At 70.5% G+C, this 13,916-nt stretch carries 17 protein-coding genes; 9 read left to right on the top strand and 8 right to left on the bottom strand.

Annotated elements, in window-relative coordinates; all coding sequences use genetic code 11:
* From VM889_12040 to VM889_12025, 4 genes are all read left to right on the top strand, one after another.
* Positions 1–730: hypothetical protein (locus tag VM889_12040; GenBank protein HVL49281.1), on the top strand; the 730-nt coding region annotated here is incomplete at its 5' end.
* A 334-nt stretch (positions 731–1,064) separates the two neighbouring features.
* Positions 1,065–1,328: a hypothetical protein gene (locus tag VM889_12035; GenBank protein ID HVL49280.1), complete on the top strand. Its 264-nt coding sequence runs from the start codon at positions 1,065–1,067 to the stop codon at positions 1,326–1,328.
* A 965-nt stretch (positions 1,329–2,293) separates the two neighbouring features.
* The gene (locus VM889_12030) at positions 2,294–2,866 is read left to right on the top strand and encodes a hypothetical protein (GenBank protein ID HVL49279.1); all 573 of its coding nucleotides are present in this window, start codon (positions 2,294–2,296) and stop codon (positions 2,864–2,866) included.
* Between the two features lie 50 nt (positions 2,867–2,916).
* Positions 2,917–3,225 carry a hypothetical protein gene (locus VM889_12025; protein ID HVL49278.1) on the top strand — a complete coding sequence of 103 codons (309 nt, stop codon included), beginning with the start codon at positions 2,917–2,919 and terminating at the stop codon, positions 3,223–3,225.
* A 7-nt stretch (positions 3,226–3,232) separates the two neighbouring features.
* Here VM889_12025 and VM889_12020 read toward each other — a convergent pair whose 3' ends face one another.
* Positions 3,233–3,574, bottom strand: coding sequence for a hypothetical protein (locus tag VM889_12020; GenBank protein HVL49277.1), 342 nt, complete (start codon positions 3,572–3,574; stop codon positions 3,233–3,235).
* Positions 3,571–3,873 (bottom strand): hypothetical protein, encoded by a 303-nt coding sequence (locus VM889_12015; GenBank protein ID HVL49276.1) that lies wholly within the window; start codon positions 3,871–3,873, stop codon positions 3,571–3,573. Before VM889_12015 ends, VM889_12020 begins: the two co-directional genes overlap by 4 nt.
* 229 nt (positions 3,874–4,102) lie before the next feature.
* Here VM889_12015 and proC point away from each other — a divergent pair, with 229 nt between their 5' ends.
* The 3 genes from proC to VM889_12000 are packed head-to-tail and all read left to right on the top strand — an operon-like array spanning position 4,103 to position 8,335.
* A complete protein-coding gene (proC, locus tag VM889_12010) occupies positions 4,103–4,963 on the top strand; it encodes a pyrroline-5-carboxylate reductase (protein HVL49275.1) in 861 nt (286 codons plus the stop codon).
* 59 nt (positions 4,964–5,022) lie between these two features.
* Positions 5,023–7,110, top strand: coding sequence for a MarR family transcriptional regulator (locus tag VM889_12005; protein HVL49274.1), 2,088 nt, complete (start codon positions 5,023–5,025; stop codon positions 7,108–7,110).
* 34 nt (positions 7,111–7,144) lie between these two features.
* On the top strand, positions 7,145–8,335 hold the full coding sequence (locus tag VM889_12000; protein ID HVL49273.1) for a hypothetical protein: 1,191 nt from the start codon (positions 7,145–7,147) through the stop codon (positions 8,333–8,335).
* Between the two features lie 3 nt (positions 8,336–8,338).
* Here the strand turns inward: VM889_12000 and VM889_11995 are convergent, their stop codons facing one another.
* The gene (locus tag VM889_11995; GenBank protein HVL49272.1) at positions 8,339–8,908 is read right to left on the bottom strand and encodes a UbiX family flavin prenyltransferase; all 570 of its coding nucleotides are present in this window, start codon (positions 8,906–8,908) and stop codon (positions 8,339–8,341) included.
* Positions 8,909–8,970: 62 nt separating this feature from the next.
* On the opposite strand from VM889_11995, the gene VM889_11990 reads away from it, so the two are divergent.
* Positions 8,971–9,708 carry a purine-nucleoside phosphorylase gene (locus VM889_11990; GenBank protein ID HVL49271.1) on the top strand — a complete coding sequence of 246 codons (738 nt, stop codon included), beginning with the start codon at positions 8,971–8,973 and terminating at the stop codon, positions 9,706–9,708.
* Between the two features lie 52 nt (positions 9,709–9,760).
* Here the strand turns inward: VM889_11990 and VM889_11985 are convergent, their stop codons facing one another.
* The gene (locus VM889_11985; protein ID HVL49270.1) at positions 9,761–10,663 is read right to left on the bottom strand and encodes a transcription initiation factor IIB; all 903 of its coding nucleotides are present in this window, start codon (positions 10,661–10,663) and stop codon (positions 9,761–9,763) included.
* 214 nt (positions 10,664–10,877) lie between these two features.
* Here VM889_11985 and VM889_11980 point away from each other — a divergent pair, with 214 nt between their 5' ends.
* Complete coding sequence (locus tag VM889_11980) at positions 10,878–11,351, top strand: hypothetical protein (GenBank protein ID HVL49269.1); 474 nt, start codon at positions 10,878–10,880, stop codon at positions 11,349–11,351.
* Here the strand turns inward: VM889_11980 and cysS are convergent.
* From cysS to VM889_11960, 4 genes are all read right to left on the bottom strand, one after another.
* Entirely contained in the window at positions 11,348–12,613 is a 1,266-nt protein-coding gene (gene cysS / locus VM889_11975; protein HVL49268.1) for a cysteine--tRNA ligase, read from the bottom strand. The genes VM889_11980 and cysS overlap by 4 nt on opposite strands.
* Before the next feature lie 62 nt (positions 12,614–12,675).
* Positions 12,676–13,515, bottom strand: coding sequence for a GNAT family N-acetyltransferase (locus VM889_11970; protein ID HVL49267.1), 840 nt, complete (start codon positions 13,513–13,515; stop codon positions 12,676–12,678).
* Positions 13,512–13,679 (bottom strand): hypothetical protein, encoded by a 168-nt coding sequence (locus VM889_11965; GenBank protein ID HVL49266.1) that lies wholly within the window; start codon positions 13,677–13,679, stop codon positions 13,512–13,514. The genes VM889_11970 and VM889_11965 overlap by 4 nt, the downstream gene beginning before the upstream one ends.
* A gap of 43 nt (positions 13,680–13,722) precedes the next feature.
* A partial coding sequence (locus VM889_11960; protein HVL49265.1) for a hypothetical protein occupies positions 13,723–13,916 on the bottom strand: 194 nt, incomplete at its 5' end.

The raw sequence follows: 13,916 nt of genomic DNA, 5'->3' as shown, positions 1-13,916 counted from the left end.
CGACGACCTTGGCGCGATCGCCCCGGGGCGCGTGACCCTCCTCGAATCCTGGGGCGCGCCGCACGCGGTCGAGGCGCTCGTGTGGAATCTCCTCGCGGGCACCGTCGCGGCGGGCAGGAACGCGGTCGTCGTGGACGGCGGCAACCGGATGAACGTCTACAGCTTCGCGCGCGCCGCCGAGGCGCGCGGGATCGACCCCGCGCACGCGCTCGCGAGCGTCCGCGTCGCGCGCGGCTTCACCGCCTACCAGTTCCAGACCCTCGTCGAGGACCACCTGCCCCGCGCGCGCGACCCGAACTGCGGCCTCGTCGCGGCGCTCTCGTTCCCCGACATGTACCTCGACGAGGACCTCCCGCCCGCGGAGGGGCGCGTCCTCGCGCGGCGCGCCTTCGAGGCCCTCCGCCGCGAGGCGGAGTCCCGCCGCGCGCCCGCGATCGTGAGCGTGCACGGCCTCCCCGCGACGCGCGCCGCGCCGACGCTCCGCGCGATCCTCACCGACCTCGCGGACGAGATCGTGGGCGTCGCGCCCATGGGCGCGAACCTGCGCGTCACGCTCCCGCGCCGCGGCGTCACCGCGCTCGCGACGGCGCCGGGCGCGCGGCAGCGCACGCTCGCCGCGTACGGCGTCGCGCGCGACGCGGCCGGCGAAGAGGGCCCCACGATGCACAAGGTGCGCCCGCAGAGCTGGATGCTCGGGTGGACCCGGGAAGGCGGGAGGCCTGCGGCTTGACGGCCGAGGCGCGGTGGGGGGGCCCCGGAGCGCGGGAGACGATGGCCACGTCCCTCGACCTCTGGTCGGACGAGGAGGACAACTGAGTGGGCCGAACCGAACCGACGTTCACAGCGAACACTCCGTGGCATGAGTTTCACACCGAGGCCTCGCCTGCGGGCGAGGCCTCGGCTCATGCCACTGCGTGCCAAAGGAGGGGCGCTGCGCGCGCCCCTCCTCTGGACTCCACCCCCAGCGGCAGGGGGCGCTCCGCCCCCCTGCACCCCCCGGACGCAAGATCCTCGGCCGGCGCCCGCATCACGATCGAGTCCCGACGTCACACGGAGGAAGACTAATGGGCCGGACCGAACCGACGTTCCGCCTCGTGCTCGACTCGGTCGAGCACGAGTGGCGCGACTACCGCCGCGGCCTCACCGCGGAGGAGCAGCGCGCCTTCGACGCGCTCTTCCAGAAGGCGCGCGCGCACGCCTCCGCGTCCTCGAACGTGGCGCGCATCAACCCGCTCGAGGCCGTGCTCGTGAGCATCCTGCTCGAGCACGAGAAGGAGATCGCGCGGTTGCGGAGGGCGCTCGCGCGGGGGGAGACTCAACCCATTTAGATTATCAGAATTCGGTAAGTTTAAACCCATACGATATGATGGGGCTGCATGTTAGTCCGCTCGATTGGACTGGCTCTTGTTATCGCTTCATTGGTAACCCCTTGGGCATCGGGACAATTCCCTGGCGATGGGGGGGGGCCCTGAAATCACACGGGAAATGTCCGTCGTCGTCTATGGGAAGGATCTAGAAGAGCCGCTGGAATGCCAGCGTATTGGTGCACACAGCCCGAATCATCATCGGGAAATCTGTTCCCGCATATTGCCTCCCAAATTCGTTGCGACCTACGATGGCGCGGGGGAGATTGTCAAGATAAACGTGGTTCCCCAGACGTCAAGCAGCGGAGCGGGGGGGACTGGTTGGGCCGAGTGTGTACGCTACATTCCTCCGCCGGGTAGTCCCCCACCCTATCCGCATCCCTATACTTGTCATGCCCCGTGTACTTCGACAGGAGATAGCGAGATCACAGCGACCCCGCCTTGTGACGGTACGTGGTACCTAGCCACTTACGTCTACATCTTGATATGTAACCCGACTTGTGCAGCTGGGGATGATCGCTTCCTTACTTCAGGCGTGATTCATGCATCCTGCAACCCGCCAGGTGGGGACTGCGACTACGAGTACTACGCGGGCTATGCGCGAGGTATAAAAAGGACAGGAACCGGATGCGCGGAGGCATCTGGGGGCTACGGCTGGACTCTCGAAGTCGCGGGCGCAAATACACCAGATAACTGCGTGAGCTTGCAACGAGGAATTTGGGGAGCAGGCATGGAATGGTCGGCGGTGACCGAACCCGATACACCAGATCCCCCAAGCGTCGACGAGCTCTGCTCTGATCTTTGGGACCTCATTCGAAGCGGTTTTCCGCCGCAGCGCTCGGCTCTCAACCCAATCGAATCATGCATGGGTTGAGACCATGAAGCATGACTTACACCGCCAACGATGGATAGGGATTGTCACCGGTTTCATGCTCATCTCGGGCTGCGTAGCAGGGCCTCATTCAACAAGCGATTCCAAAACGGGCGACTCGGAACCCGATTTCATCCGGTGGCTGATCATCGATCAGCTTGGCGGATCGGCGAACATCAGTTTCCAACATCTTGATCCGTGGAGTGGCCCCTTGAACCGGACCAGGGATACTACGAACATCGTGCTCCCCGGCTTCGAACGTCGAGGACCTCACTTAGCGATCGAGTTTCGGAACGATTCGCGCATCCTCTTGACGAACGGATCGCGAGGGGTGGTCACGTTCGACTCCAGTTTTTCCGTCCGATTCACCGCGACCGAGAATCAAACGTGGGCCATCATCGGCCATGACTGGTTTGCGCCGCCCTGTCGCGTGGCCGTTATGGGCCCGGGGGACCAAGGGAACGTGAGCACGGAATCAGGGACCTACTTCCTGCGGCTCTCGGCGAATGAGTCCGCGCGCGTCGACATCAGCCCTCAAACGCCCGGAGATGAAAAATGTCCGCGCCTGTTATTGGAGTTCAAGGACGAGGGGCGATGGAAGATCAGTCGAGCTAAGGGGAATGAAAAATGATCAATAAGAAAGGGCAAAAGAGTCAAGCAAACCACCGCCCATCATATGCCATGATCGTCCGCCTCATCATCGTGGGGCTCGCGCTCGTCCTCACCCTCCCCCTCGCGCCGGCGGCGCCCGCGCCCGCGGAGGCGCCGCGCTCCGGGTTCCTGACGCTCACCGCGGCGACGATGATCGACGGCGAGCACGTCGAGTGCCGCGCGCCCCCCACCGCGCGGGCGCGCGAGGTGTGCGCGCGGCTCGAGCCGCCGCGCCTCGCCGTGACGTACGGTCCCGACGGCGAGGTCGTCGGCATCGAGACGGTGCCGCGCCCGGGCGAGGGGCGGGCGCGGACGGTGTTCCGCGCGCCGGAGGCGTGACGGCAGGCTAGGCGCCCGGGAACCAGCCGCGGTACGTGGACGGGTCCGCGATGCGCAGGAGCACGACGAACCGGTCCCGGTCCCTGCGGACGACCGTGTAGAGCATCCACCAGCCGTGCGGGAGGCTCTCGACGTGCACGTTGTCGGGCGCGAATCGCGCGAGGATCGGCGTCGGGACGCCCGCGCCGACGAGCCACGACCGCGCGAGGCAGTCCGCGCGCAGGGTCGTGCGCCTCAGCGCGACGCGTTCCGCGACGGCGAGCGACGCGGCATCGCCCCCGCTCCGAAGGCCTTCGAGGTCGGCGCGCGCCTCGCGGGTGACGACCACGTCCTTCGCGGTGAGCGTCAAGGCCGGTCTCCCCGCAGGATCGCGTCCAGGATAAGCCCTCGGGCCTCCGGGATCCAGACGAAGCCGTTCGTCGCCTCCGCGACGCTTCCGTCGCCGTCAAGCTCCGCGAGCGCGGAGTCGAGGCCCGCGTTCGTCGTCACGTAACCCCACGTGGCGAGCTCGAGAAGGATGCCCTCGCGCGCGAGGGGCTCGCGCGCCTCGCGCAGGACGAGGCGTGCAAGCTCGAGCGTGGCTCGCGCGTGGACCGCGCCCGGACGGACAGGGATCTTGACGGGTCCCTTCGAACGCGGAGGAAGCATCATCCTCGATAGCACGTGCGTGCTGAAGTAAGCTCCGGTGGACGACCCTTTTGGGTTTTCGAGCGCAACCCCCCGGGCGCCCTCCCCGCGCGACCGCCGCGACCCCAACCCTTATGACTCCGCGACGCCACCCTGACCGCATGGAGTCCAGGTTCCGCGCTCGTGAGGGACATCCTCGTCCGTAGCGACGGCCCGGCTCCGCTTTTCAGAGGTTCCAGCATGGACGCCTGTGAGGGTCTTCCTCGTTAGAGAAAGCCAGGTCTCGAGAACGACGTTCGACGGCAGGGTCGCGATCCTCGGGTGCGGCGCGATGGGCGCCGCGCTCGCAAACGGCCTCCTCGACGCGGGCCTCGTGCGCGCGGACGCGGTCGCGGTCGCGAACCGCACGCCGGCGCGCGCGGAGCAGTTTGCGCGCCTCACGGGCGCGCGCTTCGCGGAGGACTGGGCCGACGCGGCGCGCGGCGCGAGCGTGGTCGTGGTCGCGGTGAAGCCCGCGGGCGTCGCGGGCGTGCTCGCGGCGCTCGAGGGACGCCTCGCCGGGGGCGCGGTCGTCATCTCCGTCGCGGCGGGCGTCCGCCTCGAAACGCTCGAGGCGGCGCTCGGCGGCGAGACGCCCGTCGTGCGCGCGATGCCGAACGCGCCCGCGAGCGTGGGCGAGGCCGCGACGTGCCTCGCGCGGGGCGCGCGGGCGACGGACGCGCACGTCGCGCTCGCCCGCGGCCTCTTCGCGCCGCTCGGGTACGTGCTCGAGGTGGACGAGTCGCAGATGGACGCCGTGACGGGCCTCGCGGGGTCCGGCCCCGCGTTCGTCGCGGCGTTCGTGGAGGCGCTCGCGGACGGCGGCGTGAAGGCGGGCCTCGCGCGCGACCAGGCGCGGGCGCTCGCCCTGCAGACGCTCCTCGGCACGGCGCGCCTCCTCGTGGAGCGCGGCGGCCACCCGGCGGAGCTGAAGGACCGGGTCGCCTCGCCCGCGGGCACCACGATGGCGGGCCTGCACATGCTCGAGAAGGGCGGCTTCCGCGCGACCGTCATGGACGCGGTGGAGGCGGCCGCCAAGCGCAGCGCGGAGCTGGGGGCGCGGAAAGGCTGAAATAGCGGTCAAGTCGCCTTTCGCGCCTTCCTATGGTCCCCATGGCGCTTGGCGGTCCCGTGCGCACCCTCGCCCTCGCGACGCTCGTCGCGCTCATCGCGGGCGTCCCCGCCGGCCTCGCCCAGGCCGGCCTGGTCGTGACCGTCGAGGACGGCGACCTCGTCCTCGCGCCCGGCGAGTCGCGGCACCTCCGCGTCTTCGTGGCGAATCCGGGGCCGGCGGCGACGAGCGTGGACCTCAAGGCCATCGCGCCCGCGGGTTTCGGGGTCGAGGTCGTCCCGTCCTCGGGCACGATTCCCGCGGGCGCGACGCGCGCCTTCACGCTGCGCGTGACCGCGCCGCGCGTCCACGAGCCGACGGGCCCCGCGACGATCGCGATCGAGGCGCGACGCGCGGGCGCCGACGAGATCCTCGCGGGCGCGGCGCTCGAGGCGACGGTGGTGGCGCTGATCCCGAGCCTCTCGCGCGACGAGATCGGTCTTTCGGCGGTCGAAAATTACCCCTTCGACGTGCGATTCCACAACCCGTCCGCCCATGCGATCGAGGCGACGCTCACGCTCCTCGCGACGAGCGACCTCCCCGCGGACGCATGGGCCGCCCGAAGCGACGCGCACGCCCGAACGGTCCGCGTGGAGCCGGGCGGCACGTTCGAGACGCGGATCGCCGTCGAGCTCGCGCGCGAGGCGCCCCGCCAGGGACGCATCGACGTCGTGCTCGGGGCGCGCCCGGTGTCGAGCCTGCCGTCGCCGCCCGACGGGCCCCTTTTCGGCGAGGCGCGGTTCGTCGTCAACGTCTACACGCGCGAAGGACCCGAGAGGGATTCGCCCGCCTACGCGTGGCCCGGTGGCCCCACCCCGCCCGAGCGCGACTGGAACGCCTTCTCGATCGACGCGACGGCCCCCCTTCTTCCCGCGCCGGGAGGCCGAGCGCCGTTCCGCCTCCAGATCCACAACCCCGGTTGGTTTCCGCAATCGGGCATGGTCGAGGCGCGACCGCGCGATGCGGGCTGGAGCGTGGAGCCTTCCCGCTTCTCGTTCGCGTTCAACGGGAGCGGGGCCGCGGTATTCTCCGGCAACGTCACCGGTCCCCCGAGCGTCGGCGCGAAGACCGTCATCGACTTCGTGGCCCGCGACGCGCTCACGGGACGCGAGCTCGCGCGCTGGTGGAGCGGCGCCCGCGTGAGCGAGAACGACCCTGCGCTCGTGGTCGGGGCCAACCAGTGGCGCGAGCGGGCGGACCTCCCGTACGGCTCCTACGACGTCGCGTTCTTCGTGGGGAACGCGGGCGACGCCCGCGCCCTCGTCGACCTTTCCGCCGTCGCGCTCGGCGAAGGCCGCCTCGCGACGCGCGTCGATCCGCCCCTGCTCCTCCTCGAGCCGGGGGACCACCGCACGGCCACGCTCACCATCACGACCGACGGCAGGCCGCCCGCGCGTTTCCAGGGGTTCGACGCGCTCGTGCTCGTCGCGCGCGATCGCGCGACGGGCGTCGAATCCGTCGCGGACCGGCAGTACTTCTGGCCCTCGGACCCCGCCCGCATCCACGAGGACCGCGCGGGGGACGGCGCCCTCTCCTGGATCGTCTCCGCCGTCGTCGCGTTCGTCGCGGCGCTCCTCGCGCTCGTCGCCGCCGCGCGCTCCGAGGCCGCGCGATGGGCGCTCCTCGCCCCTTTCGCCGGGCTCTACACGAGGCTCGCGCGCGACGACGTGACGGGCCACAAGCTGCGCGCCGCGCTTCTCGAGGCGATCAAGGCGACGCCCGGCGTCACGTTCACGGAGCTGCGCGCCCGATTCCGCGCCGCATCCGGCACGCTCGTGCACCATCTCCGGACGCTCGAGCGGCACCGGCTCGTCACCAGTCGCCGCGACGGGGCCTTGCGGCGGTTCTTCGTCGCCGGAACGTCGCCCGCGGTCCTCGCCGCGACGACCCCTTCGCCCGCGCAGGGACGCATCCTCGCCATGCTCGCGGAGGGGCCTCTTTCCCAGCGGGAGATCGCGGAGCGCCTCGGGATCACGAAGCAGGGCGCGAACCATCACGTCAAGACGCTCGCGCGCCGGGGCCTCATCGCCGTCCGCGAGGACGGGCGATGGACCGTCGCGGTCCCCGCCGACTCCCCCGCCGCGCGTCCTGGCGACGGAATGCCTTAAGAGGCCTCGGAGGCACTTCGCCCGCTGGGAGAGCATGGCCCTGACGTCGCACACCCGGGCCGCGCTCCTCGCCGTCCTTCTCGTCGCCGTCCCGTTCGCGGGATGCGTGGGCGGGTCGGACCGGCCGGAGCCCGGCGCAAACCTCGATCCGACCGCGAACGAATCCGAGTTCGACACGACGACGCCCGATGGTCGCGACATCTCGGCCTTCGACGAGACGAACCGCACGGAGAAGGGCTCGGGCGGCATGTCGCACGACCACGACTACTGGGCCGGGCGCAGCCGCATCGACATCCTGTCCGACGAATACTGGTTCATCCCCTTCCCGCTCCTCCCGCCGGGCGCCCCGCCCGGGACCGCGATCGCCGATCTTCAGCCGGCGCCTCCGAACCTCGTGTTCGAAGGCACGTCGCAGCTCGAGATCGTGGTGAAGGACATCCGGATCACGCCGCTCGACCCCGGGCCCCATCCGCTCGCGCACTTCCGTCTCAAGTACCTCACGCCGCTCGACGCGCCCGGCGGCTTCCACGAGGGCGGGAAGCTCGAGCCCGGCAAGCCGCTCGTCATCGACGTGAAGCCGCACGAGGCCGACACGCCGCACGCGGTCGCGAGCCAATGGCTCTTCCGCGTGTTCACGGAGGAGCCCGCTTCGGTTTACTTCAACATCACCATCACGGCCGTCCGCGGCCACAACGTCGTCGCGTGGCCGCCGCACCCGGACCTCTACGCCGAGAAGAACGAGCGTGTCGTGTTCGACAAGGACACGGAGACCCGCGCTTTCGGCACGACGCAGTTCTTGATCACGGGCGACGACGCGAGCTGGAACCGCCCCGAGCGCGTCATCACCTACGGCTCGAAGAAGCTCCTCATCGAAGTCGAGGTGAAGTCCATCGAGGCCCCGATGACTCCCGTGAAGCTCTTCCTCGACTACCACAACGCTTCCGAGCAGCCGCGCATCGCGAGCTTCGACCCCACGATGAACCGGATCGACGACCCGAACGGCAACCTGAAGACCTACCGCTTCGAGATTCCCGTCACGGACTTCGCGATGGACTCGCCCTACGCGCCCGAGAGCCGATGGGGCTTCCGGATGCTCGCGGAATTCGCGGACGTCCCCGACCCGCTCCATCTCGGGCTCCAAGGCTGCATGGGCTGCTTCCCGTACACGATCAAGTACCACCTGAGGATCACGGCGTTCGGCGAAAGCCACAGCACGGTCGAGTGAGCCTCACTCGGGCATGGGCTTCCAGCGCGGATACAGGTCGTGGGGGACGCGCAGCGCGTCGAGCGCCTTCCCCGCGACGTAGGCCACCATGTCGTCGATGGACTTCGGCTTCGTGTAGAACGCGGGCATCGCGGGCACGATCGTCGCGCCCGCCTCCGAAAGCGTCGTCATGTTCCGCAGGTGGATCGTCGAGAGCGGCGTCTCGCGCACGACAAGCGCGAGCGGTCGGCGCTCCTTCAGGCACACGTCCCCCGTGCGCGCGATGAGATCGTCTGCGATGCCGTTCGCGATGAGCCCGACGGTCTTCATCGAGCACGGCGCCACGATCATGCCCGCGAAGTCGTGCGAGCCCGAGGCGATGGGCGCGAAGAAGTCGTCGATCGCGTGGACCGCGTGCGCGAGGCGCCGGAGGTCCGCGGGGTCGCGGCCGGTTTCGTAGCGGAGGATGCGCTCCGCGGTAGGCGTCGTCACGAGGTGCACGCGGAAGTCGGTCTTCGCGAGCGTCTCGAGGACCTTGATCCCGTAGGGCGCGCCCGAGGCGCCCGACATGGCGACCACGATCTCGCGGGGCACGAGCGGGGACGGTCGGTCGCGGCACAAATAGGTTCTTGTGAAGCGGCCCGCCTCGCGGGGGCGTGGACGACCGCGAGATCCTCACCCCGGCGAAGGGGCTCCTGACGCGCGCCGAGCATCCCGGCCCCCAGGCCCGCGCGGTGCCCCGCCTCGCCCTCCTCGCGTGGGGAGAGCGCCTCTTCGAGGCCGCGCGCGCGAGGCTCGCGGACGTCGAGACGGTCGGCTTCGCGGCCGAGCGCCCGGTGCTCGTCGGCCGCGCGGACGGCGTCGAGGTCGCCCTCGCGCACCCGGGCCTCGGCGCGCCCGCGACCGCGCTCGTCGCCGAGAAGCTCGTTGCCGCCGGGGCGCGGCACGTCGTGGGCATCGGCTTCGCGGGCGGCCTCGGCGGCGTCGCGCGCGGCGACGTCGTCGTCCTCGAGCGCTCGGCGCGCGACGAGGGAACCTCGTGGCACTACGGCGCGACGGGCGATTTCGCGGAGGCGTCCCCCGACGCCGCGAAGGCGCTGCTTGCGGCGATTCCCCGCGCGCGACCCGGGGCGGCGTGGACGACGGACGCGCCCTACCGGGAGACGGTCGGAGCGCTCGCGCGCTTCCGCCGGCTCGGCTGCGTCGCGGTCGAGATGGAATCGGCCGCGCTCTTCGCGGTCGCGCGCTTCCGCGGCTTCGAGGCGGGCGCCGCCGTGATCGTCGCGGACACGTTCGACGGCGACACGTGGTCGCCCGCGCCGCCGGGCTCCCTCGACGAGACCGTCGCGCGGGTCGCGGACGGGGCGATCGCGGCGCTCGTGCGACGGGACTGACCGTCGGGGCGCGGCGGCGCCCCGACGACCGTCTCCGGGTGACTCGATCAGCTTAACCGAAGTCGAAGTCGAGCTTCAGCGCGTCGATGAGCTCCTTGTAGCGGTTGCGGATCGTGACCTCGGTGACGCCCGAGGCCTCGCTCACGTCCTTCTGCGTGCGCGGCTCGCCCGCAAGGACGCTCGCGATGTAGATCGCACCCGCGGCGACCGATTTGGGATCCTTGCCGCTCACGACCTCGGCCTCGACGGCGCGCTGGACGAGCTCCATCGCGCGCATCTCCGAAACGTTCCCGAGCCTGAGTCGGCTCGCGAATCGGGGGATGAACGAGGCCGGCGAGACGGGCTTGAGGTTGAGGGAAAGCTCGGCCGCGACGACCTTGTAGACGCGTCCGATCTCGCGCTTCTTCGTGCGGCTCACTTCCGCGACCTCCTCGAGGCTTCGCGGAACGCCATTGTCGCGCATGGCCGCGTAGATGGAGGCGGCGGCGACCGAGTCGATGCTGCGGCCGCGGATGAGGTTCTTGACGGCGGCTTCGCGGTAGATGACCGCGGCGCCCTCCATGACGCTCTTCGGAACGTCGAGGGCCGAGCCCATGCGTTTGATCTCGGCGAGGGCCTGCGCGAGGTTGCGCTCGGCGCCGCGCTTGAAGCGGGCGCGGCGGTCCCACTTCTGGAGGCGCCGGATCCTGCCCATGTCGGAGCCCGAGATGGCCTTGCCGTGCGCGTCCGTTCGGCCCCACATGACGGTCCCGAGGCCGAGGTCGTGCTGCATGACGGTGAGCGGCGCGCCCACGCGCTCCTTGTCGCGGCGCTGGTCCGCGTCGAACGCCCTCCATTCGGCCCCCGCGTCGATCATGTTCTCCTCGACGACGATGCCGCACTGCGCGCAGTGCACCTCGCCCCGAGCGTGGTCGTGGACGAGCCGACCCGCCCCGCACTCCGGGCAGGCCGCCATGTCGATGCTCGCTTCCCTGTCCGCCCCGTTCGACGTTTCCGCCATGCGCGTCAACCCCTGACCGGTTTCCTCCTGGAAACCGCGAGCGTAGCTCACGGGGAGGGTGCTTGAACGCGCGGGGTTTGCCGCAGTGTCGCAGTGTCGGCGCGCGCCGGTCCGGTTGGACCGGACATCGATGACAACCTTCTTCCCGCGCTCCTGCCATTCCCGCCCGATGGCCGACGGCCAGGACTACCTCATCCGCACGCGCCGAACGTGGCCCCTCTGGGTCCTCCCCTCCCTCGGCCTGCTGCTCGTCGTGCTGCTCGTCACGATGGCCCTCGGTTGGATCCCGTTCCTCTTCACCGACAACCTCGACCTCTGGGCCATGGCCGTGACGGCCGTCCTCGTCATCCTGTTCATCCTGGAGATGCTCCTCCTCGTCCGTCGCCGCCCCGAGCCCGTCGCCGAAGCGATGTCGCCCGAGGAGGCGCAGGCTGCCGCGCACGCGGCCTACGCGCCCCCCGCGCGGATGTCCGACATCGAGCTCCAGGCCACGGGCGATGCGTGGAACGGGCTTCGCGTCCTCGAGGCGAGCCTGCCGCCGAAGACCCTGACGCCCGGCGGCGTGTACACCAAGACGTACGTGCAGGTCGGCAAGGACCTCGCCCTCCGGGTCGAGGATCTCGTCGCGTACGCCGAGGATTAGGCCGTCGTCGCGGCCGGCGCGCGCGAGCGCGCGAAGCGGCGTTCGAGCGTCCAGAAGAGTCCGAGCGCGTCGGCGGCGTTGCGGAGGAAGTCGAGGGCCCGCGCGGCTTCGGCGGGCGTCGCCTGCGACCCCCTCCCGGCGGCCCAACGGACGACGTCGAAGGCGGCCTCGATCGCGCGCGGCGTGTCGAAATCGTCGTCCATCGCCTCGACGAAGCGTCCGCGGGCGTCGTCCACCGCGGCGTTCGGCGCGGGCGCGCCTGAGGCGCGCGCCGCAAGCGCGTCGATGGCGCGTCGCGCTTCCGCGAGGCGCCCCTCCCACGGCTTGATGGCTGCCGCGTCGAAATCGAACGGCGCACGGTACTGGGTCGAGAGCAGGTAGGCCCTGACGGCTTCGGGATCCCGGCCCGCGAGCGCCTCCCGAAGCGTCACGAAGTTGTTCTTGCTCTTCGACATCTTCGCGCCCGTCACGGTCACGAAGCCGTTGTGGAGCCAGTGACGCGAGAACTCCTTCCCGGTCCATGCCCGCCCGACCGCGGCTTCGCTCTCGTGGTGCGGAAAGACGAGGTCGAGACCGCCTCCATGGAGGTCGAGCGTGGGCCCGAGGTGCCCGATCGCCATCGCGGTGCATTCGATGTGCCACCCCGGGCGACCGCGTCCCCACGGCGAGTCCCAGGCGATGCCCCAGTCCTCGCGGCTTTTCCAGAGGGCGAAATCGGCCGGATGCCGCCGCTCGCCCGCCTCCTTCGCGCCGGCGACGACGAGATCGTCGAGGCTCGCGCCCGCGAGCGATCCGAACGTGGGATCCTTCGACGTGTCGTAGTAGACATCGCAGGCGCCGTCGCGGCATTCGACCTTGTAGGCGAGGCCCCGGTCGAGAAGCTCCTTCACGATCTCGATGATGCGCTCGGTGTTCTGGGAGACGCGCGGATAATGCGTCGCGCGCACGATGCGGAGCGCGTCCATCTCCTCGAAGAAGACGCGGATGTACCGATCGGCGTAGGCCAGCGGCGGTTCTCCGTTCGCAAGCGCCCGCTTGGAGATGTTCTCCTCGATGTCCGTGAAGTTCTGGACGTGCTCGACGTCGTACCCTTTCGCGAGGAGCCAGCGTTTCACCACGTCGAACGCGACGTAGCTGCGTGCATGGCCGACGTGGCTTCGGTCGTACACGCTCGGACCGCAGACGTACATGCGCGCCTTGCCGGCCTCGAGCGTCTCGAAAGGCCGGCGGGAGCGCGTCCGCGTGTCGTGGACGTGGAGCACGCGCTTCATGACGGGAGGGCCGTCAAAAAGCTTGTCTCCATCCCTTCGGCGGATTCCGTCGCTCATCCCTTCTCCATGGCCCCGAAGAGGACAACGCCGTCGGGCGCCGGGGGAGCGAGCCCTCGGCCCCGGATCATGTACGTGGCCGTGAAGCCGGGACCGAAGCCCCGCGCCTCGAGAAGCTTGCGGGCGTACGGGTGGGCCAGGTCGAACCCGGTCTCGACGGGTCCCTCGGCGCGGGCGAGGCACGCGTCGAGAAGGCGCGACGCGACGCCTTCGCCTCCTTCTCCCGAGACGACGAGGGGCCCCACCTCGCCCCCCGACGGCGATCGCTTGAGGATGGCGTAGCCTTCGAGCCGGCCGTCGCGTCCGCGCGCCGCGAACGTCGTTCCGGGGTGGTCCGCGCGGAGCGCGGCGAGCATGCGCCCCCGGTCGGCGCCGAACGCCGCCCGGTCGAGCGCGAGGGCCTCCCGGACGTCGGAGAGGGGCGCGATGCCCGCGGGAAAGGCCGGCGCGGCGGCGTCCTCGCGGGACCAGCTCGCGACGTCACGAAGCCGGTCGAAGCCGAGGCGCGCGTAGAGCGCGACGGCCTTGGGAACGCTGTAGAGCCCCACCGTCGCGACGCCCGCCGCCTCGAGCGCGCGGACCGCGTCGGCGACGAGCGCCTCGCCGAGACCGCGGCCCCGCGCCTCGGGCGCGACGACGACGTTGCCGATCCAGGCGGCGTCGCCGTGGACGGTGTGCGTCAGCAACCCGAGCGGCGCGCCCGCCGATTCCGCGACACGACCGCCGCCGAGCGCGAGGAGCCGACGCAGCTCACCCGCGTCGAAGGACCACCCCTCGGACCGCAGCAGCTCGACGGCCCACGGAACGTCGGCCGCTTCGAGCGGTCGGTATCTCATGCGACTCCGTATTCGCGGCGCGCCTGCGGCTCGTCGCAGTCGTGGTGGCCGAACGTGACGAACTTCGGGTCGCTGCGCTGGAGCTTGAGTTGGCAAGGACCGTACTCGTCGTCCTCCGCGCCGTACCAATATCGGCAATCCTTGCAGCGCAGCTCGCCCGGCATCGCGCGCGAAGCGGCGCGAAGCCGCAAGAATCCTTGGGCGAACTCACTTCGCCTTGAGGAAGACGGGCGCTTTGTCCTGGTGCTCCTCGCCGAGGAGGAGCAGGATCGCGCTCTTCGCCTGCTCGGGCGAGATGGTGTGGTAGCGGCGCTCGAGGCGGTGGACCGCGTCGAGCGCGTCGACGACCTCGCGCGGGAGGGCCTGGCGGGCCTGGTAGAGCGCCTCCTCCTCGGGGGAGC

It is taken from the genome of Candidatus Thermoplasmatota archaeon, assembly GCA_035540375.1.
GTDB lineage: Archaea > Thermoplasmatota > SW-10-69-26 > JACQPN01 > JAJPHT01 > DATLGO01.
The sequence above is the reverse complement of the archived record's forward strand: the minus strand, read 5'-3'. Positions and strand labels throughout refer to the sequence as shown.

Coding starts and splice junctions, on each gene's coding strand:
- VM889_12035 (HVL49280.1), top strand. CDS start 1,065: ATGGGCCGGACCGAACCGACGTTCCGCCTCGTGCTCGACTCGGTCGAG.
- VM889_12030 (HVL49279.1), top strand. CDS start 2,294: ATGCTCATCTCGGGCTGCGTAGCAGGGCCTCATTCAACAAGCGATTCC.
- VM889_12025 (HVL49278.1), top strand. CDS start 2,917: ATGATCGTCCGCCTCATCATCGTGGGGCTCGCGCTCGTCCTCACCCTC.
- VM889_12015 (HVL49276.1), bottom strand. CDS start 3,873: ATGCTTCCTCCGCGTTCGAAGGGACCCGTCAAGATCCCTGTCCGTCCG.
- VM889_12000 (HVL49273.1), top strand. CDS start 7,145: ATGGCCCTGACGTCGCACACCCGGGCCGCGCTCCTCGCCGTCCTTCTC.
- VM889_11985 (HVL49270.1), bottom strand. CDS start 10,663: ATGGCGGCCTGCCCGGAGTGCGGGGCGGGTCGGCTCGTCCACGACCAC.
- VM889_11980 (HVL49269.1), top strand. CDS start 10,878: ATGGCCGACGGCCAGGACTACCTCATCCGCACGCGCCGAACGTGGCCC.
- VM889_11970 (HVL49267.1), bottom strand. CDS start 13,515: ATGAGATACCGACCGCTCGAAGCGGCCGACGTTCCGTGGGCCGTCGAG.
- VM889_11965 (HVL49266.1), bottom strand. CDS start 13,679: ATGCCGGGCGAGCTGCGCTGCAAGGATTGCCGATATTGGTACGGCGCG.